Below are 23199 nucleotides of genomic sequence, written 5' to 3' on the forward strand. Positions count from 1 at the left end.
CTGATGGCCACCGGGGCGCGGCTGGCGGGGCGGTCGGCCCGGCTGCGCCCGCCGGCCACCACGGCCGACGGCGGCACCCGGCTGCGGGTCCACCACTGCGACGCCGCGCCGCTGACCGCCATCGCGGCCGAGACCGGCGCGAGCCTCACCCAGGTGGCCCTGGCCGTCCTGACAGGCGCGCTGCGCTCGTGGAACCCGCGTCACTGGGAGCGCGGCCGGCCGGCCCGCCGGGGGCTCACGATCTCCTTCCCGCTCAACCTGAGCGGCCGGCTGCACGACGGCGGCCTGGGGAACGGCTGCGTCAGCGTGCCGGTCGTCCTGCCCTGCGGGGAACCCTGCCCCCGGGGACGCCTGCGCCGCGTCATGGCGGAGACCGGCTTCGAGCGGCTGTCGAGGTATCGCCACGACCGCTACCTGCTGCGTTCTCCCCTGCTGGCCTGGGGGGCGGGCGCGCTGATCGGCTCCCGGGCGATGGAGCGCCTGCTGTTGCGGGGCGCCGCCGGAGGGCTGGTGGTGAGCGCCATAGCCGCCGGTGACAGCCTGCCGGTCGACCGGTGTTTCGCGGTGCCGCCGACGCTGGACTTCGGCGGCGGCGTGATGGCGATCGTGCACGGCGGCGGGTCGGTGGTGTTCTCCGGCCTCTGGTCGCGCTCGCTCGGCGGTACGGAGCGCCTGGCCGGGCTCCTTGACGCGGCGGTGGCGGAGCTGGCTGCCGCCGTCGGGGTGGGCGGCAGTCCTGGCTCACCGGTGGGCGGGGCCGCCGTCAGGCGATGAAGGAGATCTTGCCGGTGCCGGTCACGGCGGCGATGCCGGTGGTGGTGCACGTGGTGATGTCGGAGGTGGGGATGGCGCTGCCCGCCACGGACGCCCCGGCCAGCCGTCCCTTGGTCACTTTGCCGCCGAGCAGCATGTCGCCGGGGTTGTAGCTCTTGACGCTCCTGGCCGCCTCGATGGCGGAGTGATCGGGCTTGATCACGGAGGTGCCGGCGGGCCGCTTGTCGGCGTCGTACCAGGTGATCCGGCCGGTGGCGCTGATGTCGTCGACGTTGGTGCACGAGCCCAGGCCGGTGCCGTGGGCGGTCAGCCAGCCCGAGCGCAGCCGGGCGTGGGCGCCGTTGGGCGAGGTGCAGTGGGTCAGCGCCAGGGTGGCGCGGGCGGTGATGCGGCGCGCGGTCATGCTGACGGGCGGGTCGAGGGTGATCGGCCGGCCGGGGGTGGTGCTGACCGTGCAGGTCACCAGCTTCTGGCCGGTGTGCGCGGCCACCTGGGGCGTGGCGGCGAGCAGGGACACGACGACGACGGCGGCGGCGGCCGGGAGGGCCGTGCTGCGGATCCGTCCGCTGGCGGGCAGGGTGAACATCTCATCTCCTGGCAGTGAGTAACTGATCAGTTACAGAAATAGCACGACAGGTGCCGATACCTCGCCAGCCGCGCGGGCGCGTCAGCCGGTCGGCGGGCCGTCAACCGGCCTCAGGGGCGGCAGCAGCCGGGCCAGCGGCCGGGGCAGCCACCAGTTGCGGTGGCCGAGCAGGCGCATCAGCGCGGGGACGAGGACCATGCGGATGAGCGTGGCGTCGATGATGATCGCGACGGCCACGGCGAATCCCGCCTGCTGGAAGTCGTGCCGGTGGGTGAACAGCAGACCCGCGAAGGTGACGGCGATGATGGCGGCGGCGAGCGTGATGGGCCGGGCGGTGTGCCGCAGGCCGTGCAGCACGGCGGCGGTGTTGTCACCGGTGCGCCGGTAGTGCTCGGCGATGCGGTGCACCAGGAACACCTCGTAGTCCATGGACAGGCCGAACACGACGGTCAGGGCCAGCAGCGGCACCGCGGCGTTGATGTCACCGGTGGAGCCCGTGCCCTGGAAGCACAGGGTGACCAGGCCGAGGGTGGCTCCCACGGACAGCAGGTTCATGGCGATCGCCTTCAGCGGGATCAGCAGGCTGCGGAAGGTGATCAGCAGCAGGACGAACGACGCCAGCAGCACCAGCGCGATCACCTGCCACGCGCGGCCGCGCATCTCGTCGTAGACCTCGGCCAGCATGGCCGCCGCCCCCGTCATGAGCACCCGCTGGCCGGCGGGCAGCGACTCCTGGGCCGTCCGGCCGATGTCGCGCACCAGGTCGGCGGCGTCGGTGCTGTCGGGGGCGCCGCGGCCGGCGATGGTGACCAGCGTCAGGTCCCGGCCGTTGTCGATGGCGCCGGTCATCGTCACGCGCGGATCGCGTTCGAGGGCGGAGGTGAGCGCGCTGGGATCGACCGGGCCCGTGCCGGGGGCGTGGGGCAGGGCCAGCAGGGTCAGGTTGGCGAGGTGGTCGTCCTCCATCTGGGCGAGCCCGTGGCCCACGTCGGTCCTGGCCAGGGTGTGGCGGTCGAAGTGCAGGCCCAGGCGCAGGTCCAGCGCGGGGACGGCGGCCAGCAGCAGGAGGAGGGTGGCGGCGAGCGCGTACCGGCCCGGGCGGCGCATGAGGTGCCCGGCGATGCGCAGCCAGGCGGGCGGGCGATCGTCCCGCCGGGCACGCCAGAGCCGCCTCGTCGGCTCCAGCCGCCGGTCGAGGAGCACCAGCAGCGCGGGAGCCAGGGTCAGGGCCGCCGTGAGCGTGAGGAACGCGGCCAGCACGGCCGCCAGCGCCATGCTGAGCACCGCCGGCGCGGGGATGATCAGCATGCAGGCGGCGGTGATCATGATGATCGTCGCGCACCAGCAGACGGTGCTGCCGGCCGTGGCGACGGCGTGAGCGGCGGCCTCGCGCGGCCCGCCGCCCTCCCGGCGGCCCTGGCGGTAGCGCAGCAGGATGAGCAGGCAGTAGTCCAGCCCCAGGGCCAGGCAGATCGTCACGGTCGCGGTCAGCAGCGTCGAGTCGATCCCGATGGCGGCGCCGCCCAGCGCCAGCACCCCCAGGCTGAGCAGCCCGGCCCCGCCCGCCACGAGCAGCGGCACGGCCACGGCCCCGGCCGCCCCGAGTCCCACGACGAGCAGGAGCAGGATCAGCGGGACCGTCACCAGCTCCATGCGGCGCAGGTCGTCCAGGTCGGCGCGGATCAGCTCGGCGAACACCGGGCTCACGCCCACCAGCGCGACCGTCACCGTCCCGCCGGAGGCGTCGCGGGCCGCCCGCGCGGCCGTCGCGATCTGGCCGGGCAGGTTCCGCTGGCGGGCGCGTTCGTCGCCGTGCACGCCGGCCATCACGTACGCGTGATGGGGGTTGACCTGGGCGGGCGAGGGAAGCGGCTGCAGGCCGCCGATGTCCGGGCGGGCGTGCAGCGCCTCCACCACCGCCGCCACCGCCCGCTGGTAGCGCGGGTCGCGGGAGCGGAGCGTCGCGGAGTCGAACGCGAGCACCAGTTGCTCGTCGCCCTGGTGCGGGAAGCTGCGGGCGATCAAGGCGGCGGCCTCGGCCGAGACCGAACCCCGCAGCTCCAGCGGGGGCGGGCTCAGCCGCTGCAGCAGGCCGGGCACCAGGGCGGCCGCGGCGGCGGCCAGCACCAGCCAGACCGCCACGACCAGCCGGGCGTGCGCGGCCGACGCGGCTCCCAGGCGGGCCAGGACGGCGCCGCGGCGGCGAGCCTTGCCCGGCGCGGGGACGTCGCGGCTGCGACGGCGGACGGTGCCGAGCGGCATGAGCACACCTCTCCGTACCGGCGGATCGAGCTACGGGAGGCGGGTGGCGGCGTTGTTGCCGGCCGGGCACGGGGCCACCGCCAGGAGCGGAACGTTCTGTACGCCGCCGCCCGTCATGAACGCCATCCCGGCCGTGACCAGAGCCTGCCCCTGCAGCGTCACGCAGAAGCTCATGAGCGGCGGGTCCCCGGCGGCGTCCGCGCCCGGCGGCGGCCCCTCGGGCGCGGCCGGCAGCACCGGAGAGGCCACCGTGTCCGGCGGCGTGCTCTCAGGCGTGGCCTCCGGCGGGCTCGCCGGCGTGGTGAGCTGCGCGGCGGGCGGGGTGGAGGGCATCGGCGTGCCGGCCTCGGCGGCCTCGGCTGTGGCCGGGAGGATGCCGACGGCCGCGACGGTCACGGTCAGCAGGAGCAGGGTGCGCTTGTCCACGTCGATCCTCTGATGGTCCGGCCACGTACGCGTGCTCGCGGGCGCCGCGCATGCGGTCGCAGCACCCTTCAACACTTTCCGTACTATCACGATCACTCACTGCACATCGGTCGGCGCGGCCGAAGCAGCACCAAGGAGTGGCGTTCCGGACCTCGTTTCAAACGCCGCTCGATGCGGTAGCTAGCACACACATCGGTCGTCACTCTACGTAACGGAGCACGTCATGGCGCGGATCACGATGGCACTCGGCATCCTCGCGGTGGCCGTGGCGCTGCCCTTCGCCGGCGCCACCGCCGCGTCCGCGACCCCGGTCCAGGCGGTCTCGATGGCCGACTGCCTGCTCGGCTCGGGCGTCGTGGTGCCGAGCGCCACCAGCCCGACCCGTCTCAGCTGCTACGGCGGCCGCTTCCACGGGCAGCCCGTGGGCGGCCTCGCCTGACGTACGGCGGCGCGGCCGGCCGCTCACCAGCGCAGGAGCACCGTTCCCGCGCTGAGGCCGCTGGCCACCCCGACGAGGGCGACCAGATCGCCGCGCCGCACCCGCCCGCTCCGCGCCGCCTCGTGCAGTTGCGCGGGCAGGGTGGCGGCGACGAGGTTGCCGTGCTCGGCGATGGTCACGACGACCTTGTCCAGGGGAATGCCCGCGCCTTCGCAGAACGAGCGCAGCGACGGCAGCGACGCCTGGTGGACGCAGATCGCGGCCAGGTCGTCCCAGCCGACGCCGTGCTCCCGCAGCGGTTGCGTCAGCACGTCCAGGTCGAGCTTGTGCACGGCCACGGCCAGTCCCACGGCGTCGACGGTGAACGGGCCGGTCACGTGCCCGCCTGATTCCAGCCGCCGGAACGGCATGACCGCCGCGGGCCAGAACTCCGGCACGGCGCAGAAGCGGTGCCCCATGATCCCGGGGACGGCCGCGGCCTCGAGCAGCAGCGCGGCCCCGGAGTCCGACACCGTGTAGGACGGGATGGCGGCCCGGAACTCCTGCTCGCAGCCCACGCGCCAGCGGATGGCGCTGGTCGCCACCTCGCCGCAGACGACCAGGACCGTACGGTAGCGGCGCGCGGTGATCAGCGTGTCAGCCAGCTCGATCGCGTTCAGCACGCTGTTGCAGGCGTTGCGCACGTCGAACGCGGCACAGCCCGCCCCCAGCTCGGCCGCCACCATGTGCGCGGTGGCCGGCTCCACCGCGTCCAGGGACACGCCCGCGAAGATGATCAGATCCAGCGCCGCCGGCGGGTGCCCGGTGCGCACCAGCAGTTCGCGAGCCGCCGTCACCGCGAGGTCGCGGGCCCGCTGGTCCGCGTCCGCCACATGACGGCTGCTCACGCCGGTGACGCACTCGATCAGCTTGCGCGGGATCGGCACGCCGGGATTGAGGCCGGCGAGCCGGTCCTCGAGCTCGGTCGTGGTGAGGCTGGTGCCGGGCAGATGCAGCGCCACGTCCGTGACCTGCGCGTACAACGGCGCCCCCATGGCGGCCTCCTCTAGATCAACTACGGTCAGGATAGGAACGACCCCGTTGATCACGGCGTGTGACGCGCCGCCTCGTCCCGCACCGCCAAAATTCGATCAACTCCGCTCCGCACCCGCCGTGTCCTGCCTGGCAGGCCGCCCCCGTCGCCGAGACTGGCCCGGATGTGGCCGCCCTGGCCGAGCGACGGGAGTGGGACCGTGAGCGACGACGAGATCGAGACCGTGGTGCGGAACACCTGCGCGCAGGTCCTGAAGACGGACCCGCGGCTGATCACGGCGCAGGCCCGGCTGCGCGAGGACCTGGACGCCGACAGCCTGGACCTGGCCGAGATCCACGTCGCCCTGGAGGAGGTGTGGGGGCCGATCCCCCGCGAGACGCTCGCGGACGTGCGAACCGTGGCCGACGTGCTGGACCAGGCCCGCCACCTCGCCGGAGAGCGGGCCTGATGCCGCCACGGACGCGCATCGCGGTGACGGGCCTGGGCGTGCGCACCCCGGCCGGCGCGAACCCGAAGGAGCTGTGGAACACGCTGCTAGGCGGGCGCTCCACCGCGCGGACGATCACCTCCTTCGACACCGAAGGGCTGGCGGTGGACTTCGCCTGCCAGATCGGCGACCTGGACCCGGCCGGCTACCTGACCCCGAAGCAGGCGGGCCAGCTCGACCGGGTGGCGCTGCTGGCGATGTGCGCGGCCGGTGACGCGCTGGCCGACGCCGGTGCGATCACCGCGCCTCCTGAGCGTCGCGCCGTGGTGACGGGCACGGGCTTCGTCGGCACCGAGACGTACGAGCGGAACATGCTGGACAGCCGTTACGCGGGGCGCGGCAATCCGCCGCCCCGGTTCGTCCCCATGATCATGGCCAACGCGCCGGCCGCCGCCATCAGCATGCACCACGGTTTCCTGGGGCCGAGCTTCACGGTGGCGACGGCGTGCGCCTCCGGCGCCCACGCCATCGGCGAGGGCGCCCGCCTGCTGCGTGACGGCTCGGCCGACCTGGTGGTGGCGGGCGGGGCCGAGGCGTGCATCACGGCGACCATGCTGCTGGCCTTCGACCGCTGCCGGGCCCTGTCGCGGCGCACCGCCGAGCCCGAGCGGGCCAGCAGGCCGTTCGACACCGCCCGGGACGGGTTCGTCCTGGCCGAGGGGGCGGCATTCCTGGTCCTGGAGCCGCTGGAGGACGCGCTGCGCCGCGGCGCCCGCGTCCATGCCGAACTGGCCGGATACAGCCGCACCTCCGACGGCCACCACCTGACCGCTCCCCACCCGCAGGGGCAGGGGGCGTACCGCAGCATGCGCGCGGCGCTCGCCGACGCGGGCCTGACCCCGGACGCGGTCGCGCACGTGAACGCCCACGGCAGCGGCACCCAGCTCAACGACCTGGCCGAGGCCCAGGCGATCGCCCGCCTGTTCGGGCCGGACGGCCCGCCGGTGACCTCCACCAAGGGCGTGACCGGCCACGCCATCGGCGCCGCCGGGGCCATCGAGGCGGTGGCGAGCGTGCTGACGCTCACCGAGCTGACCATCCCGCCCACGGCCAACCTCGACGACCCGGACGAGCGCTGTGACATCGACGTGGTGCGCCGGCCGCGCCCGCTCCCGTCCGGGGCGGTGGTGTCGAACTCGTTCGGCTTCGGCGGCCACAACGCCACGCTGATCTTCACCCCGGCCTCCTGAGCGCATGACCTCGCAGATGCGCCCCGCGCGGCTCGGGATCCGGGCGCTGCTGGAGTATCAGCGCCAGGGCGAGACCTGGATCGAGCGGACCTTCGACCGGCACGGCCCGATCTTCACCATGTGGAACCCCGGCGTCGGGCGCGTGGCGATGCTGCGCGATGCCGATCACGTCAGGCAGGCGTCCTCGGCCAGGGAGCGGCTGCTGGCCCCGTTCGAGGGCGGCCCGCTCGACCTGGCGGCGGGTCCGCGCTCGATCCTGGCGCTGGAAGGGTCGCAGCACCTCCAGGTCCGCAAGCTTCTCCTTCCCCCGCTGCGCGGCAGCGCTCTCGAACGGCACCGCGCCCTCATGTCGGCCGCCGTGAGCCGGTCGATGGCCTCATGGCCGGTGGGCGTCCCCTTCGAGCTGCTGCCTCACCTGAGCGACACGGTCTTCGACATCTTCCTGGGCGTCCTGCTCGGCGTCGAAGGCGACCGGCTGGCGGCCTGGCGTGCGCCGTTCGCCGCGCTGCGGGCGCGGTTGCACGCGCCGTCGACGCAGGTCCGCTACATGATGCGGCGTACGGGCGCGGTCGCGGCATGGCGATCGTTCCACCGGCTACGTGAGCGGTGCGTCCGCCTGATCGGCGCGGAGATCGAACGCCGCCGCCGCGACCCCGCCGGGCACGGGGACGACGTGCTCGGCTCGCTGATGGCGGCGCGGACTCCGTCCGGGTCAGGGCTGACCGACGCGGCGCTGTGCGACCAGATGATGGCGCTGCTGCTGGCCGGGCACGAGACCACCGCCGTGGGCCTGGCCTGGACCGTGGAACGGCTGCTGCGGCACCCGGAGGCGATGGCGCGGCTGACGGCGGAGGCGCTGGCCGGCGACGGCGAGGCGTTCGCCACCGCCGTGGCGTGCGAGGCGCTGCGGCAGCGCCCGCCCGTCGCCTTCAAGCCCCTCGGCGTCACCCGGCACGCCTGCCGGCTCGGTCCCTACGTCATCGAGCCGCGCACGACGCTGCTGGTCCACCTGCGCTCGCTGCACCACGACGCCCGCCACTTCCCCGCGCCCTCGGCCTTCAGGCCCGAACGCTTCCTCGACACGCGCCCGGCGCCGGGAAGCTGGCTGCCGTTCGGGCTCGGCGCCCACCTGTGCCCCGGCAAGCCGTACACGATGGCGCAGAGCGGCGCGCTGCTCCACACGATCCTGCGGGGTGGTGAGCTCTCGCCGCCGCCGGACGCGCGGGACGAACCCATCGAGCGGGCACACATGGTGATCAACCATCCGGGCCGCAACTGCCTGGTCACCTACCGCCCCCGGGCCGACCTGGCAGGGCCGTTGAGCCGCTAGCAGGCCAGTTCGATCGCCATGCGGGCGATGCGGCTCCGGTCCCCGGCCTTGGTGCCGCACTCTGCCGTTCCGCCGGCGTCGCCGTGCTGCCAGGAGGTGGCGTGTCCCGAGCCGAGGCGCTTCCCGTCGCACTCGACGACGAAGTCGGCGTCCACCAGGTGAGGCGCCGCCTGGTAGACCACGTACCGTCCCGGGGCGCCGAAGGAGTTCTCACCGTGACGGCCCTGGGACGGGTACGTCTGGCCGATGGGGGCCAACGACCGGCCGACCCGCTTGCCCAGCGACGTGATCGCCTGCTGCGGGTTGGCGAGCTTCACGCCGGTCACCTGCGCGGCGCCCGATCGCAGCACCTTCATGGTCGGGACCCACTTCTCGCCTTTCGCCAGCGTTCGCGCTTCGGAAACCGCTGTGAGGACGTCGCGGTCCTCGATGCCGGACCAGGTGAACCTGCACGACTCCGGGGAAGCGGACTCGGGCGGCGTGGTGCAGGCGGACGAGAGGACGAGGATGCCGGAACCGGCGAGTGCCGCGGTCGCGATCTTGCGCATGATCCGTAAGACAGGAAGATCGTCCCGCAGGTTCCCAGGCTGCTCGCGTGTACCCCTGACAGCCACGAGTTCCGTCATGTGTGGCGGTTCCGGACGCCGCCGGGTGCCGATGCTCATCCGGCTCGTCAAGGCCGGCTGTCCTTGCCGTCCAGCCAGAGCGTGTCGGACGCGTCGCGGTGGGAGCCCGAGCTGCCGACGTGTTTGGCGTCGATCTTCGGCCCCTTCTTGATGACGTGCACCAGCGCCATCGCGTGCCCGCGCCCGAGGTCGTAGTCCTGCTTCAGCCAGTCGACGATCACTCCGGCCTTCACGGACGGGGCGTCGAAGCCGCGTTCCTTCGCCAGAGCGATGAACTCACGAGGGGTCAGTCCGGTCTTGTCCTCGATGTTGTCGAGGTAGGCCTGGAAGGACATGCGCTTCTCCATTCTTCAACGGGGATGCTTCGCAACCCCATGGGCTGCAAGCTTGTCTTTTGCAAGTACGCTTTGTCAACTGAAGTATGGGTTAGGATTGCCACCATGGCGCCGAGGGAGTACGGACAGTTCTGCGGCCTGGCCCGCGCGATGGAGATGGTCGGCGAACGGTGGACCATGCTGGTCATCCGCAACCTGCTCACCGGGGCCCAGCGCTACACGGACCTGCGCAATGGCCTGCCGGCCATCCCGACCAACATCCTGTCGGCCCGCCTCAAGCAGCTGGAAGAGGCGGCGCTGGTCACCCGTCACGCGCTCCCGTACCCCGATCGCGCCGTCGTGTACGAGCTGACCGACTACGGACGCGACCTCGAACCCGCGTTGATCGCGCTGGGCCGTTGGGGCGCGCGGACGCTCACCGAGCCCCGCCCCGGCGAGCTCGTCACCGCCGAATCGGTCGCCATGTCGTTCCGTACAGCATTCCGGGCGCAGGCGGCCCGGGGGGTCACGGCCGGTTACGAGATCCGCCTGGGTGACTTCACGTTCCGTTTGCAGGTCAGCGATGGCGAACTCGAGGTCGGCATCGGCCCGCACCCGGCCCCCGACCTCGTCATCGAGCGGTTGAGCGGCCACCCCGTCCGCGAACTGATGGGTGGCGGCAAGACCCCGGATGAGCTGCTCCGCGACGGCAGCCTGCGTGCCGAGGGCGATCCCGTGCTGCTCGGCCGATTCGCCGAGATGTTCCGCTTTTAATCAACGAGGCAGCGAAACGCCGCTGCCCGGAGACGTGAATGCGGGGCCACGCCTGATGCGCGCCCCGCAAGGTCCTCACGAGCTCGGGATCAGCAGGTGATCCTCCTGCTCCTGTTGGTGAAGCCGCCGGCCTTCTCCGCGTAGACCCAGACGCGCCAGTCGTAGGTGCCGTCACCGCATCTCGCCGGCAATCCGACCTTCTTGTCGGAGTCCTTGGTCCAGGTGTCCGAGTTCATGGTCTGCCAGCCGTACCACCGCTTGCGCTGCACCTTCAGCGTCATCTGCCCGCAGTCGCCGACCCACGTGACCGTGCCCTCGACGTGCGCGCCGTCCTTGTACGGGATGCCCGGGCTGACGCTGCACGCCGCTGCTGCCTGCGTCGTGGCGGCGCTCGCCGGCTGGGCTCCCGCGAGCAGTCCGGCGGAGACTGTCAGAGCGATGATTCCGACCGATAGCCGCATGATTCTCATGTCCCTTTCGTTCCTGGGTCGATGTGGAGGGGACGATACGGACGAGCGGTATGTCTGCGGTATGCCGGGGACGCACGCCCGGCGTCCTCAGCATCCCGAAACATGACGGTCTCACGACCGGTGCGCGGCCATAACGCGTTCGGGAGCCGGGAACGGGTGAAGTTGGCAGGTGCGGCACTGGCGTGCCGGGTCCGTGGCCGGTGCCCTTGAGGTCCGTAGGTGAGGACAGGAATGATGTCACCGCAGAGCAGCCCGCCCAAGACCGCCCCAGAGCCCATCCGCGATCCGCGCCAGGACCACCTGCTGACCCCGCGGAACAGTGCCATCGTCCTGATCGATTTCCAGGAAGGGCAGTACGCGACCGTGGGGTCCTCGACGCGGGACGAGATCAACCTCGGGGCCGTCACGCTGGCCAAGCTCGCCCACGCCTACCAGGTCCCGACCGTACTGAGCACCGTCGCGGTCGGCATGGGCGTCAACCAGCCGACCGTCGAGGAGATCACCCGGGAGCTTCCCGGGGTCACGGAGATCGACCGTACAGGCGTGAACTCCTGGGAGGACCCGGACTTCCGGGCGGCGGTCGAAGCCACCGGCCGAAAGAAGATCATCATGGCGGGGCTGTGGACGGAGGTCTGCCTCGCCTTTCCCACTCTGGACATGCTCCGCGAAGGCTTCGAGGTCTACCCCGTCATCGACGCCGTCGGCGGGGTCTCGCCCGTCACCCACGAGACAGCCGTCCAGCGCATGATTCAGGCCGGTGCGCAGCCCGTCACCTCGCTCGCCCTGGGCTGCGAGTTCATGCGCGACTGGGCGCGGGACGACGCCGATCTCTACCGCGTCGTCATCAACGACTACTTCCGCCGCAAGCGCGCCATCGGGCAGCGCTCCGGCAACCTGTTCTAGGGCTCCGGCCGGGTTGGGGACACGTTCCGGGGGCTCCCCGATGTGACGTGCGTCATGCCGGCCGGTCGTCCCGGGCGTCCCGGCTCCTTCGTCTCTGAGGTGTGACAACCGAAGCAGCGAGGAGATCGTCATGGAGAGCCGTTTCAACTACGCCGAGAACCCGGTCGGGGCCAAGGCCGTGAAGTACGTCATCTCGGCGGGCAAGGTCGTCACGGACTCGTCCCTGCCGCCGCTCACGAAGGAGCTGGTGGCACTCCGCATCAGCCAGATCAACGGCTGCGCGCCCTGCGTCGAGATCCACACCAAGGACGCCGAGCACGCGGGAGAGACCTCCCTGCGGATCAACCTGGTCCCGGTCTGGCGGGAGGCGCCGGTCTACACGGACGCCGAGCGGGCCGCCCTGGCACTCGCGGAAGAGGGCACCCGCGTCGCCGACGCCGCCGGGGGCGTCAGCGACGAGACGTGGGCGGCGGCGTCCAGGCACTACGACGAGGACCAGCTCGCCGCCCTGGTGGCGCACATCGCCGTGATGAACGCCTTCAACCGCATGAACATCATCACCGCGCAGCCCGCCCCCGGCACCTACCGGCCCGGCCAGTGGTAGATCCGGAAACCCCCATAGCCGAGAGGACGACCTCGTCATGACCGAACACGCCACGACCGCGCCGAGCGGTCCCGAATCGCGTCTCTCCGACCCGAGCACGTTCGTGCCCGAACTGGGGGCGATCGCCGGAGGAATGACCAGGGCCGCCGAGAACGGCTCGGTCCCGCGGACCACGATCCTGCTGGCCCAGCTCCGGATCGGCCAGCTCATCGGCAGCACGTACCACACGGTCGTGCAGTCGGGCAATCTTCGCGAGGAAGGGGAGCCGGAGGAGCGCATCACCGCCGTGGCGAGCTGGCGGGACGCGCCCCACTACTTCACCGGCGCGGAGCTGGTCGCACTGGAGCTGGTGGACGCCATTCTCACCCCGAACCCGTCCGGCGAGCGCGTCCCGGACGAACTGTTCGCCAGGGCGTCCGCGCACTACGACGAGAAGGCGCTCGTGACGCTGTGCATGGCGATCGGCAGGAGCTGCTTCTTCGCCCCCATCACCCTCGTCGGCAAGCCCTCCCCGGGCCGGGCACCGGGCGAGAACTGGAGGAAGTGACGGGAGCTAGGCCCGGCGCGCCGAGCTCAGCAACGGACCGGGTAGCGCAGGTGCAGGGCGCGCCGGCCCTGGATGACGATCGGGTCGTCGAGCAGGAGGTGCCCGCCTTCGAGCTTGGAGAAGTACGGGATCCCCTCGCCGAACAGCACCGGCACGAGGCTGACGCACACCTCGTCCACCAGGCCGAGGGCGAGGGCCTGCTGCGTCACGTTCGCGCTGGCGATCGTGACGTTCCGGTCGCCGGCGATCTGCTTCGCCCGCTGGATCGCCGCCTCGACCCCGTCGACGAACGTCGTCGCCGGCCACTTCCCGGCAGCGTCCGCCGGCGGCCGGTGCGTGACGACGACCACGGGTGCGCCGGCCGGATGCCTGTCGTTCCAGCCGCCGGCGATGTCGAACAGGCGGCGGCCGGCGACGAGCGCGCCGGTGTTCTCGGTGAGGTCCCGCCATGCCTCCGCACCCGCCTCGTCGACCTTGACCGAGATGTCCTCGTTCGGGTTCGGCACGACCACGTCCCCGGCCTCGTACCAGTCGAACAGCTCGCCGACCTGGTCATCCGGCTGCGCGATGTATCCGTCCAGCGACATCGTCATGTGGCTGAAGACCTTGCCCCTGAGGGTCCTCCTCTGGTTACCGCTCGGCCCGGTGGTTCCGGCCCGTCCTCCAAGGGTCATGGGGTGGACCGTTCTCGGCGACGGAACTCATCGCGCCCGGTCGGACGGCGTCGGCGATACTGTGGGCGTGGAGTACTTGTCCAGAGTGCCGCGTCCGCCGCTGGACAGGCTGATCGACGACCTCTACTACCTGGAGGGCGCGTCGCCGTACGCCCGGCTGACGCTGCCGCCGATGCCGGCGGCGCTGCTCATCGTCAACCTCGGGGCGCCGTTCCGCATCCGCGCCGGCGCCGACCTCGGGACGGCCGAGTACGCCGACGGCTGCGTGGTCACCATGCCCACCCGCGCGCTGGAGTTCGGCTACCCGCCGCGGACCCGGTCCGTCGGCGTGCACTTCAAGCCGTGGGGGCTGGCGCCGTTCCTGCCGATGCCCGCGGCCGAGCTGTGCGACCGGCCGGTGACGGTGGAGCAGGTCTGGGGCCGGCCCGCCGTCGCCGAGCTGCGGGACCGGCTGGCCACGGCGGACGGCCCGGACGAGATGCTGACGCTGCTCGAACAGGCGCTGACGCGACGGCTGCGCGAGACCACCGGCCTGGGGCTGGTCCGCCATGCGAGCGGCGTCATCGCGGCGGCCGGCGGGGCGGTGGCGATCGGCGACCTGAGCGCGGCGGCCGGTGTCAGCAGCACGCATCTGGCGCAGCGGTTCAAGGAGGTCATCGGCGTCACGCCGAAGCGGCTGGCCCGCACCCACCGCTTCACCGCCACCGTGTTCGCGATCGACCCCGCCGGACCGATCGACTGGGGCGAGCTCGCCGGTGGCGCAGGCTACTTCGACCAGGCCCACTTCGGCCACGAGTTCCGGGCGTTCACCGGGCTCACGCCGACCCGGTACGTCGAGGTCCGGCGGCGGTTCCTGCGCGAGCATCCCGGCCATGCGCTGGACGGCTGGCCGCTGCCGGCCGATTGATTTCTTACAAGAGCGGCAGCTCACGGCACGCTAACTTGAGGGCACCCAAAATGGAGGAGGGGCCCCGTGGGCAAGGTGGTCATGTACAGCTCGGTGTCGGCGGACGGCTTCATCGCGGACGAGAACGACCTGCCCGGACCGCTGTTCGACTGGTTGACCAGCGGTGACGTCCCGTTGGACGAGAGCGGCGAGCTGAAGGTGCCGCAGACGTCCTATGACTACACCAAGGCGTACTGGGACCGGATCGGGGTCACGATCGTCGGCCGCCACGTCTTCGACCTGACGGACGGCTGGGACGGAAAGCCGCCCAGCGGCATCGACCACGTGGTCGTCGTGACGCACCGGCCGCAGCCCGAGGGCTGGGACCCGGCGGCGCCGTTTCACTTCGTCGACGGCGTCGAGGCGGCCATGGCCAAGGCGCAGGAGCTCGCGGGCGACCGCGTGATCGAGGTCGCCGCCGGCGACGTCGGTGGCCAGGTGCTCGCCGCGGGGCTGGCCGACGAGGTGCGCATGGACGTCGTGCCGGTGGTGTTCGGGTCCGGCAAGCGCTACTTCGGGTCGGTCCACGCGCAGCACCTGCTGGAGGATCCCGACGTGGTGATCCAGGGCAACCGGGTGCTTCACCTGCGCTACCAGGTGCGCCGCTGATCCATCTGATTCACCTGTAGACGGGAGTGCGTGGCGCCTGGGGGGCGGTGCCACGCACCTGAATGTGCCTTTTGTAGACCCTCTCTTACTCACTCATGATGGTGTTACGCACTACGAGTGAGGTGAGGGAAATGGCCCCCTTGATGCCACATCAGGCGTCGCGGAGCCGGCCGGATCTGCCCCGGCCGACTCCGATGAGCTCGCTGGCGGCCCGGTTGCGGGCGATCTCGCCGTGATGGGTGGCGGCCCAGCCGGCCATCGCCGTCACCGCGTCGATCAGCGACCGGCCCAGCTTCGTCAGCTCGTACTCCACTCGCGGCGGGACCTCGGCGTATGCGGTCCGGGTGATCAGGCCGTCGCGCTCGAGATGCTTGAGCGTCTGGGTCAGCATCCGCTGGGAGATTCCCGGGATGCTCGCCTGCAGGTCGGAATAGCGCAGCGGGCCGGCGTTCAGGGTGCTGATGGTCAGCACCGTCCACTTGTCGCCGATGCGGTCGAGCACCTCACGGATGAAGGCGCTGTCCTCCGGCCACGCCTGGCACGGACCAGCGATCTGTCGCGCTGACGCCATCTCGATTTCCTCTCATCCGGCTGTAACCGCACTACCAGTATGTAACACGTGCGGGGCGGTCACCTCGATCCACGACCACGCCCGCGCCACACCTCAACGCAACGGAGAGTGATCACTGTGAACGCACACGACACCGTCGTGGTCGGCGCGGGCCCGGTCGGGCTGTGGACGGCTGCGGAGCTGGCCCTGGGCGGCGGGCGACCGCTGGTCCTGGAACGGGCCGAGCAGCGCAGCCCGCACTCCAAGGCGCTGGCCATCCACCCGCGCACGATCGAGGTGCTGGCGATGCGCGGGCAGGAACAGGCCTTCCTCGACGGCGGGCTGCCCGTGCCGGACGGGCACTTCGGCATGCTGCCCGCCCGCCTGGACTTCCGGGAGCTGGCCACGCCGTTCCCGTTCATGCTCGCGCACCCGCAGCTGCGCACCGAGGAACTGCTCGAACAGCACGCCCTGGCCCTCGGGGTGGTGATCCGGCGCGGGCACCGGGTGACCGGGCTGAGCCAGGACGAACAGGGCGTGACGCTGCGGGTCAGCGGGCCCGACGGCGCGTACGAGATCACCGCGGACCACGTGGTCGGCGCGGACGGCGCGGGCAGCACCGTACGCCAGGCGGCGGGCATCGGCTTCCCCGGCACCGACTCGACCATCTTCGGCTTCCTCGGCGACGTCGAGCTGGCCGACCCGCCGGAACGGCCGGGCACCTGGCACAACGCGCACGGCGCGCTGATCGTGGCCCCGATCCCCGGCGGGCGCTACCGCGTCACCGGGTACGCCCCCTCAACCCTCACCCCGACCCTGGAGTCCCTGCGGGAGACGACGAAGCGGATCGCGGGCACGGACTTCGGCATGCACTCCCCCGTGTGGCTGTCCCGCTTCGGCAACGCCACCCGGCTCGCGGCGCAGTACCGGAAGGGCCGGGTGTTCCTGGCGGGCGACGCCGCGCACATGCACTTCCCGGCGGGCGGTGTCGGGCTGAACGTGGGCCTGCAGGACGCAATGAACCTGGGGTGGAAGCTGGCCGCGGTCCAGCGGGGCCGGGCGGAGGCGTCCCTGCTGGACACCTACCACCAGGAACGCCACCCCGTCGGCGAGTCCCTGGTCGAACACACCAAGGCCCAGACCGCCCTGATCACCGCCACCACCGAGGAGGGCCTGTCCCTGCGCCGGTTCATGGCGGACCTGCTGCGCGCCCATCCCGACGTGGCGGCCGAGCTGGCCGACACGCTGACGGCGCTGGCCGTACGCTATCCGGGAGCCCATCCCCTGGCAGGCCGGCGCCTCCCGGCCACCCGCGAGCAGCTGCGCCTGCTGCGCGAGGGCCGCCCGGTGCTGCTGGCCCAGGAGGCCACCCCGGCGCTGAAGGACCTCGCCGTGAGCGCGGACCTCCAGCTGTACGAGACCGAGCTGCCCTGGCCCACGGACGCCATGCTCATGCGCCCCGACGGGCACGTGTGGGCCGCCGGAGACACTGCCGGGCAGCTGGCGGACGCCATGGCAGAACTCCCTCTGACCTGACGGGGAGCGGCATGGACGTACGCGGGCGTCACGTCACACACCCCGAAGCCGGGATGCCGGGCAGCTCCCGCGGCCAGGCGTCCTGGATGTCGTCGGCGCCGTCGCGCGGCGGCTCGGCGGCCACGCTCGGCTCCGCCGTTCACCTGGACGACCTGGGCCGTGACGTGGCCCGCGCCGGGTGAGGCGAGCCGGTGCACGGTCTCGGCGACGTCCCGCGGCGTGCCGGCCCGGCCGGTGCCGGTCTGCGCGCCTCGCCCGGCCTAGGTTCAGCGCGCAAGATTCTTGCGCGTGGGGACGATAATTCTCCATCGGTTCGATCGGGGGTTCGACTAGCGTCGGCCGGGTCCGGATGCCTCCGACGAACAGGAGCAGCGTCATGCCGGTATCAGCGTCCGCCGCTGACCCGTACGGAAGAAGGAGGCACGATGAAGCGCGTCGGCGTCATCGGAGTGGGTGAGATCGGCCGGGCGATCGTGACGGGCCTGTGCGAGGGGGCCGGCGACGCTCCCGAGGTGTTCCTCTCCCCGCGGGGAGCTCGCACGGCCGCTGAACTGTCCAGGCGCTACGAGAGCGTACGGGTGTGCGCGGGCAATCAGGAGGTGCTGGACCGCTCCGACATCGTGATCATCGCCGTGCGCCGCGACGATCGGCACGAAGCGCTGGCCGGCCTGACCGTGGGCGACGACAGGGTCGTGGTCAACGTGATGGCCGGGGTCGGCAACGACGACCTGGGCCGGACGCTGGCCACCGGCGCCCCGCTGGTACGGGCCATCCCCCTGCCCGCCGTCCGCGAGCGCCGTTCCGTCACCGTGACGCACCCCGCGCACCCGGTCGTCGACGACCTGTTCGCGCGGCTGGGCGGGGTGCTCCCGGTCGAGGACGAGGCGGCCTTCAACGTCTTCTCCGCACTGACGGGAACGCTGACCGCCCACTACTCCTACCTCGCCACGATCGCGTCGTGGGCCACCGGCCACGGCATCGCCCCGGAGGCCGCCGACAGCTACGTCCGCGGTCTCTTCCAGGGCGTCGGCCGCTCCCTGAGCGACCGGACCCGCTCCCTGCACCAGCTCGCGGCCGACCACGAGACCCCGAACGGCAGCAACGAACGCGTCCGCACCACCTGGTTCACCCCGGCCAACGCCCAAGCCCTCGGCCAGACCCTCGACGACCTCCTCACCCGGCTCGACGGACCGCGGGACGGCGGCGCGCGGGACCTACAGGCCGAAGGCGCCGCCCTCGACGAGGATCGCCACGCCGATGCCTGACAGCACGAGCGGCAGCAGTACGTGACCCCACCGGCTCAGCGTCCGGGCGACGACCGGCCGGGTGGCGAAGAACCGGCCGGCGGCACACCATACGGCGACCAGGGCCAGGAACACGACGATGTGGACGGTCGTCGAGCCGGCCCCGGCGGTGGTGAACACCGGCACGTACACGCCGATGTTGTCGCCGCCGTTGGCGAAGGTGACCGCGGCCACCTCCCATGCCCTCGGCCCCCCGGCCGGCGCCTCCCCGGGCCCCTCGTCCTCGCCGTCGCGGTGGCTCCGCCACGCCTGCCAGGCCGCCTTCAGGCTCAGGAGCAGCGGCAGCAGACCCAGATACGGCAGCACCGGCTCGGGCAGAAGGGCGGCGCCGGAGGCCGCGACCACGGCCACGACCAGGATGCCCAGGAACCCGAGGTACTGGCCGGCCACCACCCGCGCCGCCGCACCCGGGCTCCCGGCGCCCCGGGCGAAGAACAACGCCAGGATCACGAGGTCGTCGACGTTGGTGATGGCGAACAGCCCGGCCGCCTGACCGACGACACCCACGTTCACGCCGGTTCTTCCCCTTCACCCGTGATGCGCCCCCGGCGACCCTACAAGGTCACTCCCCCGCCGACGAACGCCGGCTCGATCGCGCTGGTGCGGCCAGGGTGGCCATCGCCTCGAGCAGCGTCGCGTACACGGGGCCGGGTTCGGCGGGCTCCTCCCAGCTCGGCTCCTCCCCGTCCGCCGGGCCGGTCTCCGCCGCCGGGAAGAACAGCCACCACAGGTTGTGCCACGGGTCGAGGAACCGGGCGATGCCGTACCCGCCGTAGAAGGGGGAAGCCGGCGTGACGACGGTCGCGCCGCGTGCGACCGCTCTGCGCAGCGTCTCCTCGGGGTCGGCGACGTACACCTGGGTCAGGGCCGGGGTGAACGGCCAGTCGGCCTTGCGGTCGGCGACCATGATCAACGAGTTGCCGATCTTGACTTCGGCGTGGATCAGCGTTCCGTCCGCGGCGTGGAAGTCAGGGGTGCGGGCCTCCTCCCGCTCCGTCGCGTCGAAGACCGCGACGAGGAAGTCGATGAAGGATTCGGCTCCGTCGACGACGACGAATCCGTTGACAGTGTTCTCGCCCCGGGGTTCGGGACCTTGCTCGGTCATCTCCATGCCGGGAGGCTAGGGACGATTGCGGTCAGGCTCCTGCCGCGATGACGGCCCGCGCCCACTGGTGGAAGGCGGTCAGCGGAATCCCCAGGTCCGCGGCGAACTCGGGGCGCGCCGGTGCGGGATGTGCGCTCATGTACTGCTGCGCCTGGAAGAGCCCGGTCATCAGGCCGTCCGCGAGGGCTTGCTCCGGGCCGGCCGGAAGCTCGATCGTGGTGTCGAGGGCCTCCGACAGCACCCGGGCGGCGGTGCGGAAGCTCAGGACGTCACCGGCGAGTTCGAGCTCGACGCCGTGAAAACGCCCGGGTTCCGCGAACGCCGTGGCGGCGGCCGCCCCGATGTCGCCGACCGCGACGAAGGGAAGCGGGACGTCGGGATCGACCCCGACGAGGAGCCGGTCCGAGGTCAGGTCCGCGAAGTAGGACGACGGCCGGACGAAGTTCTCCATGAACGTGGCCGGGCGCAGGATCGTCCACCGGGGGAAGCCCGCGCCGCGTACGAGGTCCTCGACCGCGGCCTTGCCGCGCCAGTAGTGCCGCATGTGCGCGCCCCAGCGCCGCTCGTCGAAGCGTTCGACGTCGACGGTGCCCGCGCCCGACACCGAGGTGTGCACCACGTGCCCGACGCCCGCCGCCCGGGCGGCCTCGACGAGGTTGCGCCCGTGCCGGACCTCGGAGTCGCCCATCGGGTCGGCGGGATCATAGGTCTGCACCGAGAACACGGCGCGGGCGCCGTCGAGCGCCGCTTCCAGCGACGCGACGTCGTCGAGGTCGCCTCGCACGAGGACGGCGCCCAGAGCGCCGAGGGCGGTGGCACGCTCGGAGCCGGGGTCCCGCACCAGGGCGTGAACGGGGACGCCGGCGTGAAGCAGCGCGCGGGCCACGGCGCCTCCTTGCTTGCCGGTCGCTCCGGTGACCAGCACGAACGATGACGATTCAGGCACGGCACTCCTCCAGGGATCGATATGGGGTGGCACCCCACTTCGTGCCACCCAACATATGGGGTGGCCCTCCGGTTGTCCAGATGAAAGGGTGTCCTCATGGCGAACCCCAAGGCCACGCCGCAGCGATCGGACTGGCAGCGCAACCACGAGCGGCTCGTCGCGACGGCCGCGGCTCTCGTCGCCCGCGAGGGGGCCCAGGTCTCCCTGGAGGAGATCGCCCGTGAGGCGGGCGTGGGCTCCGCGACCCTGCACCGGCACTTCGCCTCCCGCCAGGCGCTGCTCGAGGAGGTCTTCCGCGACGAGGTCGAACGGCTTCGCCTGCGCGCCCGCGAGCTGGCCGCCGGCGACCCCCGGACGGGACTCGTGACCTGGCTGGAAGAGCTGACGATCTCCGCCGTGAACACCCGCGGCCTGCCCGCTTCGCTGGCCGCCGGGGCGGGCGCCGGCCCGTCGGCCGGCGACACCTGCCACGCCGTCATGCGGGAGGCGACCGTGACGCTGACGGATCGCGCCCTCGCGGCAGCCGCCGTCCGCCCCGGAGTCTCCCCGGACGACCTGCTCGCCCTGGCGGAGGCGGTCGCCCAGGCCACCGAGGGCGATCCGCCGACGGCACTCCGCCTGCTCCGCCTCGCCCTCGACGGCATCCGGCCCTGAGCGTCCCCCACGACGCCCCGGCCTCGCGGGGCGCGCTGATCGGATGGCCGCCGCCCGGCATTCGCCCGCGTCTCGGCTGGTTCAGAGGTACGTGACGCCCGTCAACCGCCCGGCCGCCTCCCAGAGCCACCTGCCGACGGCCGGATCGGCCGCCTCGCGGCTGAGCCGGGCCTCGGCGACCGGGCCGCGGGTCTCCCAGGGCCCGGACGGCCCGAAGAACTGGCCGCCCCGCACCCGGGGGTCGGTCGCGGCGCGCAGTTGCGGCAGCGCGCCGCGTTCCACCGGCTGGGTGACCACCAGGCCGAGCCGCGCGATCACCTGCCCGAGCCGGCCGCGGTGCTCCCAGGCGCGCGGAGTGAGGTTGGTGCGGGTCAGGCCGGGGTGGGCCAGCGTGCTGATGATCGGCGATCCGGCGGCGCGCAGGCGGCGGTCCAGCTCGACGGCGAAGATCGTGGTGGCGAGCTTGGACCGGCCGTAGGCGGGAGCGGCTCGATAGTCACGTTCGAACATCAGGTCGTCGAGGTCGAGGTGGGCGTTCCTGTGGGTGATCGAGCTGAGGCTGACCACCCGCGGGCGGGCGGCCGCGGCCAGGTTGCCGAGCAGCAGGCCGGTCAGCGCGAAGTGGCCCAGCATGTTGGTGCCGAGGTGCAGCTCGAAGCCGTCGGCGGTGGTACGGCGCGGGCCGAGCAGCACCACGCCGGCGTTGTTGACCAGCAGGTCGATCGCCGGGTGGTCGGCGGCCAGCTTCGCGGCGAACGCGCGTACCGAGTCGAGGCGGGCCAGGTCCAGCTCGCGCACCTCGACGTCGCCGCCGATGCGGCGGGCGGCCTCCTGACCGGCGGCGGTGTTACGGACGGCGAGCACGACACGGGCGCCGCGGCGGCCCAGCTCGGTGGCGGTGACCAGGCCGAGGCCCGAGTTGGCGCCGGTCACGACGGCGATCCGGCCGTGCTGGTCGGGGATGCGATCAGCGGTCCATCCGGTCATCTGCTGCTCCTGGAGGTCTCGGGTGCGGTCGACCGCCGACGTCAGGCTCGGTGCGGTCGACCGCCGACGTTAGGGGCGACGCGGGCCGCCTCCGTCGTTCCCGGTTGCCTAGGTCCGCGGGACCTACCTTGGGGGGCCGGTCAGGCGGCAGACTTGCGGCATGACCAACCTGTACGCCCGTGAGCTCGGGGACTTCCTGCGGGCCCGCCGCAACCGGCTGAGTCCGTACGACGTGGGCCTGGAGCCGGGCGGACGCCGCAAGGTCACCGGGCTGCGGCGCGAGGAGCTGGCCCTGCTGGCCGGGTTGAGCACCGACTACTACCAGCGGATGGAGCAGGGCCGCGAGGTGCGCCCGTCCGACGACGTCCTGGACGCGCTGGCCGGGGCGCTCGGCCTCGCCGACGAGGAGCGCCGGCACCTGTTCACCCTGGCCCGCGCCGCCCGCCGGCCCGCGCCCGCGCGGGTGGACCGGGGGCCGGAAAGGGTGCCGGACAGCACCCGGCGGCTGCTGCGGGTGATGGACACCCCGGCGGTCGTGCTCGGCCGGCACCTCGACCTGCTCGACTGGAACCCGATGGCCCAGGCGCTGCTCGGCGACCCGGGCGACTGCCCGCGCGACCGGCTCAACATGCTCCTGCTGATGTTCGACGACACGCTGACCGGCGAGCGGAGCTGCCCCGACTGGGAGCGGCAGGCCCTGGACTACATCGGCATGATGCGCGCCGCCGTCGCCACCGACCCCACCCATCCGCGCGCCACCGCGATCGTCGGTGAGCTGAGCATCCGCAGCGCCGAGTTCCGGCGGCTGTGGGCCCGGCACGACGTGCGCGAGTCGGTCAGCGGCGCCAAGACCTTCCGGGTCCCGGAGGTCGGCGACATCGTCCTGGACTGGGACACCTACCCGCTGCCCGGCAGCCCCGGCCCGGTCATGCTGGTCTACACCGCCGAGCCGGGCAGCGCCGACGCCGACCGGCTGCGGCTCCTGGCCTCGTTGCACGCGACCCGCTCGGCGCGCACCGGCGAGCGGTCCGCCTAGATGATTGATTCCAAGGGGTGGAGATCAGCTGTTCGGCTGCGGACATGAAGCGAGGGCGTTCAAGATCCGTTTGTGACGACAGAACTG

General features: G+C 72.4%; 29 protein-coding genes and 1 pseudogene. 16 read left to right on the forward strand and 14 right to left on the reverse strand.

Annotated elements, in window-relative coordinates; all coding sequences use genetic code 11:
- The coding region (locus tag AB0G11_RS47805) for a hypothetical protein (RefSeq protein ID WP_357593850.1) at positions 1-774 on the forward strand (774 nt) is incomplete at its 5' end.
- Here AB0G11_RS47805 and AB0G11_RS47810 read toward each other — a convergent pair.
- The 3 genes from AB0G11_RS47810 to AB0G11_RS47820 all read right to left on the reverse strand — a co-directional run bounded on the left by AB0G11_RS47810 (position 764) and on the right by AB0G11_RS47820 (position 4048).
- Positions 764-1360 carry a hypothetical protein gene (locus AB0G11_RS47810; RefSeq protein ID WP_357593852.1) on the reverse strand — a complete coding sequence of 199 codons (597 nt, stop codon included), beginning with the start codon at positions 1358-1360 and terminating at the stop codon, positions 764-766. The genes AB0G11_RS47805 and AB0G11_RS47810 overlap by 11 nt on opposite strands.
- Before the next feature lie 81 nt (positions 1361-1441).
- Positions 1442-3622 (reverse strand): MMPL family transporter, encoded by a 2181-nt coding sequence (locus AB0G11_RS47815; protein WP_357593854.1) that lies wholly within the window; start codon positions 3620-3622, stop codon positions 1442-1444.
- 30 nt (positions 3623-3652) lie between these two features.
- Entirely contained in the window at positions 3653-4048 is a 396-nt protein-coding gene (locus tag AB0G11_RS47820) for a hypothetical protein (RefSeq protein WP_357593856.1), read from the reverse strand.
- A 223-nt stretch (positions 4049-4271) separates the two neighbouring features.
- Between AB0G11_RS47820 and AB0G11_RS47825 the strand changes: the two genes are divergently transcribed.
- The gene (locus tag AB0G11_RS47825; protein ID WP_357593858.1) at positions 4272-4487 is read left to right on the forward strand and encodes a hypothetical protein; all 216 of its coding nucleotides are present in this window, start codon (positions 4272-4274) and stop codon (positions 4485-4487) included.
- 23 nt (positions 4488-4510) lie between these two features.
- Here the strand turns inward: AB0G11_RS47825 and AB0G11_RS47830 are convergent, their stop codons facing one another.
- Positions 4511-5521, reverse strand: coding sequence for a 3-oxoacyl-[acyl-carrier-protein] synthase III C-terminal domain-containing protein (locus AB0G11_RS47830; RefSeq protein WP_357593860.1), 1011 nt, complete (start codon positions 5519-5521; stop codon positions 4511-4513).
- 198 nt (positions 5522-5719) lie between these two features.
- Between AB0G11_RS47830 and AB0G11_RS47835 the strand changes: the two genes are divergently transcribed.
- The 3 genes from AB0G11_RS47835 to AB0G11_RS47845 are packed head-to-tail and all read left to right on the forward strand — an operon-like array spanning position 5720 to position 8527.
- Positions 5720-5968: a phosphopantetheine-binding protein gene (locus tag AB0G11_RS47835; RefSeq protein ID WP_219509125.1), complete on the forward strand. Its 249-nt coding sequence runs from the start codon at positions 5720-5722 to the stop codon at positions 5966-5968.
- Complete coding sequence (locus AB0G11_RS47840) at positions 5968-7197, forward strand: beta-ketoacyl-[acyl-carrier-protein] synthase family protein (protein WP_357593862.1); 1230 nt, start codon at positions 5968-5970, stop codon at positions 7195-7197. Before AB0G11_RS47835 ends, AB0G11_RS47840 begins: the two co-directional genes overlap by 1 nt.
- Before the next feature lie 4 nt (positions 7198-7201).
- Positions 7202-8527, forward strand: coding sequence for a cytochrome P450 (locus AB0G11_RS47845; protein WP_357593863.1), 1326 nt, complete (start codon positions 7202-7204; stop codon positions 8525-8527).
- Here the strand turns inward: AB0G11_RS47845 and AB0G11_RS47850 are convergent.
- Together AB0G11_RS47850 and AB0G11_RS47855 are read right to left on the reverse strand one after the other, a co-directional pair.
- Entirely contained in the window at positions 8524-9075 is a 552-nt protein-coding gene (locus AB0G11_RS47850) for a hypothetical protein (RefSeq protein WP_357593865.1), read from the reverse strand. The genes AB0G11_RS47845 and AB0G11_RS47850 overlap by 4 nt on opposite strands.
- Before the next feature lie 125 nt (positions 9076-9200).
- On the reverse strand, positions 9201-9488 hold the full coding sequence (locus AB0G11_RS47855; protein WP_357593867.1) for a DUF4287 domain-containing protein: 288 nt from the start codon (positions 9486-9488) through the stop codon (positions 9201-9203).
- A gap of 105 nt (positions 9489-9593) precedes the next feature.
- On the opposite strand from AB0G11_RS47855, the gene AB0G11_RS47860 reads away from it, so the two are divergent.
- A complete protein-coding gene (locus tag AB0G11_RS47860; RefSeq protein WP_357593869.1) occupies positions 9594-10241 on the forward strand; it encodes a helix-turn-helix domain-containing protein in 648 nt (215 codons plus the stop codon).
- An 89-nt stretch (positions 10242-10330) separates the two neighbouring features.
- Here AB0G11_RS47860 and AB0G11_RS47865 read toward each other — a convergent pair whose 3' ends face one another.
- Complete coding sequence (locus AB0G11_RS47865) at positions 10331-10702, reverse strand: hypothetical protein (RefSeq protein WP_219509134.1); 372 nt, start codon at positions 10700-10702, stop codon at positions 10331-10333.
- Between the two features lie 228 nt (positions 10703-10930).
- Between AB0G11_RS47865 and AB0G11_RS47870 the strand changes: the two genes are divergently transcribed.
- The 3 genes from AB0G11_RS47870 to AB0G11_RS47880 all read left to right on the forward strand — a co-directional run bounded on the left by AB0G11_RS47870 (position 10931) and on the right by AB0G11_RS47880 (position 12765).
- The gene (locus AB0G11_RS47870; RefSeq protein WP_357593871.1) at positions 10931-11614 is read left to right on the forward strand and encodes a hydrolase; all 684 of its coding nucleotides are present in this window, start codon (positions 10931-10933) and stop codon (positions 11612-11614) included.
- Positions 11615-11744: 130 nt separating this feature from the next.
- The gene (locus tag AB0G11_RS47875; RefSeq protein WP_357593873.1) at positions 11745-12218 is read left to right on the forward strand and encodes a carboxymuconolactone decarboxylase family protein; all 474 of its coding nucleotides are present in this window, start codon (positions 11745-11747) and stop codon (positions 12216-12218) included.
- Positions 12219-12255: 37 nt separating this feature from the next.
- Positions 12256-12765 carry a carboxymuconolactone decarboxylase family protein gene (locus AB0G11_RS47880; RefSeq protein ID WP_357593875.1) on the forward strand — a complete coding sequence of 170 codons (510 nt, stop codon included), beginning with the start codon at positions 12256-12258 and terminating at the stop codon, positions 12763-12765.
- Between the two features lie 26 nt (positions 12766-12791).
- Here AB0G11_RS47880 and AB0G11_RS47885 read toward each other — a convergent pair whose 3' ends face one another.
- Entirely contained in the window at positions 12792-13439 is a 648-nt protein-coding gene (locus tag AB0G11_RS47885) for a dihydrofolate reductase family protein (protein WP_357593877.1), read from the reverse strand.
- Positions 13440-13506: 67 nt separating this feature from the next.
- Here AB0G11_RS47885 and AB0G11_RS47890 point away from each other — a divergent pair, with 67 nt between their 5' ends.
- Complete coding sequence (locus tag AB0G11_RS47890; protein WP_357593879.1) at positions 13507-14346, forward strand: helix-turn-helix domain-containing protein; 840 nt, start codon at positions 13507-13509, stop codon at positions 14344-14346.
- Between the two features lie 66 nt (positions 14347-14412).
- Entirely contained in the window at positions 14413-14994 is a 582-nt protein-coding gene (locus AB0G11_RS47895) for a dihydrofolate reductase family protein (RefSeq protein ID WP_357593881.1), read from the forward strand.
- A 151-nt stretch (positions 14995-15145) separates the two neighbouring features.
- Here AB0G11_RS47895 and AB0G11_RS47900 read toward each other — a convergent pair whose 3' ends face one another.
- Positions 15146-15565: a helix-turn-helix domain-containing protein gene (locus AB0G11_RS47900; protein ID WP_357593883.1), complete on the reverse strand. Its 420-nt coding sequence runs from the start codon at positions 15563-15565 to the stop codon at positions 15146-15148.
- Between the two features lie 117 nt (positions 15566-15682).
- Between AB0G11_RS47900 and AB0G11_RS47905 the strand changes: the two genes are divergently transcribed.
- Positions 15683-17080, forward strand: coding sequence for an FAD-dependent monooxygenase (locus tag AB0G11_RS47905; RefSeq protein WP_357593884.1), 1398 nt, complete (start codon positions 15683-15685; stop codon positions 17078-17080).
- Positions 17081-17091: 11 nt separating this feature from the next.
- Positions 17092-17262, forward strand: coding sequence for a hypothetical protein (locus AB0G11_RS47910; RefSeq protein ID WP_219509142.1), 171 nt, complete (start codon positions 17092-17094; stop codon positions 17260-17262).
- Here AB0G11_RS47910 and AB0G11_RS47915 read toward each other — a convergent pair.
- A pseudogene (locus tag AB0G11_RS47915) lies at positions 17197-17328 on the reverse strand (SDR family oxidoreductase); the annotation flags it as partial. The gene AB0G11_RS47910 and the pseudogene AB0G11_RS47915 overlap by 66 nt on opposite strands.
- A 177-nt stretch (positions 17329-17505) precedes the next feature.
- On the opposite strand from AB0G11_RS47915, the gene AB0G11_RS47920 reads away from it, so the two are divergent.
- Positions 17506-18345: an NAD(P)-binding domain-containing protein gene (locus AB0G11_RS47920; RefSeq protein WP_357593886.1), complete on the forward strand. Its 840-nt coding sequence runs from the start codon at positions 17506-17508 to the stop codon at positions 18343-18345.
- Here AB0G11_RS47920 and AB0G11_RS47925 read toward each other — a convergent pair.
- From AB0G11_RS47925 to AB0G11_RS47935, 3 genes are read right to left on the reverse strand one after another with little or no spacing between them, the layout of a single operon-like run.
- A complete protein-coding gene (locus AB0G11_RS47925; protein WP_357593888.1) occupies positions 18295-18897 on the reverse strand; it encodes a cadmium resistance transporter in 603 nt (200 codons plus the stop codon). The genes AB0G11_RS47920 and AB0G11_RS47925 overlap by 51 nt on opposite strands.
- A 49-nt stretch (positions 18898-18946) precedes the next feature.
- Entirely contained in the window at positions 18947-19495 is a 549-nt protein-coding gene (locus AB0G11_RS47930; RefSeq protein WP_219509147.1) for a VOC family protein, read from the reverse strand.
- Between the two features lie 25 nt (positions 19496-19520).
- Positions 19521-20435: an NmrA/HSCARG family protein gene (locus tag AB0G11_RS47935; protein WP_357593890.1), complete on the reverse strand. Its 915-nt coding sequence runs from the start codon at positions 20433-20435 to the stop codon at positions 19521-19523.
- Between the two features lie 96 nt (positions 20436-20531).
- On the opposite strand from AB0G11_RS47935, the gene AB0G11_RS47940 reads away from it, so the two are divergent.
- Positions 20532-21089 carry a helix-turn-helix domain-containing protein gene (locus AB0G11_RS47940; protein WP_357593892.1) on the forward strand — a complete coding sequence of 186 codons (558 nt, stop codon included), beginning with the start codon at positions 20532-20534 and terminating at the stop codon, positions 21087-21089.
- A gap of 81 nt (positions 21090-21170) precedes the next feature.
- Here the strand turns inward: AB0G11_RS47940 and AB0G11_RS47945 are convergent, their stop codons facing one another.
- Entirely contained in the window at positions 21171-22076 is a 906-nt protein-coding gene (locus AB0G11_RS47945; protein ID WP_357593894.1) for an oxidoreductase, read from the reverse strand.
- 160 nt (positions 22077-22236) lie between these two features.
- Here AB0G11_RS47945 and AB0G11_RS47950 point away from each other — a divergent pair, with 160 nt between their 5' ends.
- Positions 22237-23112, forward strand: coding sequence for a helix-turn-helix transcriptional regulator (locus AB0G11_RS47950; RefSeq protein ID WP_357593896.1), 876 nt, complete (start codon positions 22237-22239; stop codon positions 23110-23112).
- Positions 23113-23199 lie beyond the last annotated feature (87 nt).

The sequence above is a fragment of the Nonomuraea sp. NPDC023979 genome (genome assembly GCF_040639085.1).
In the GTDB taxonomy this organism is placed as follows: Bacteria; Actinomycetota; Actinomycetes; order Streptosporangiales; family Streptosporangiaceae; genus Nonomuraea; species Nonomuraea ceibae.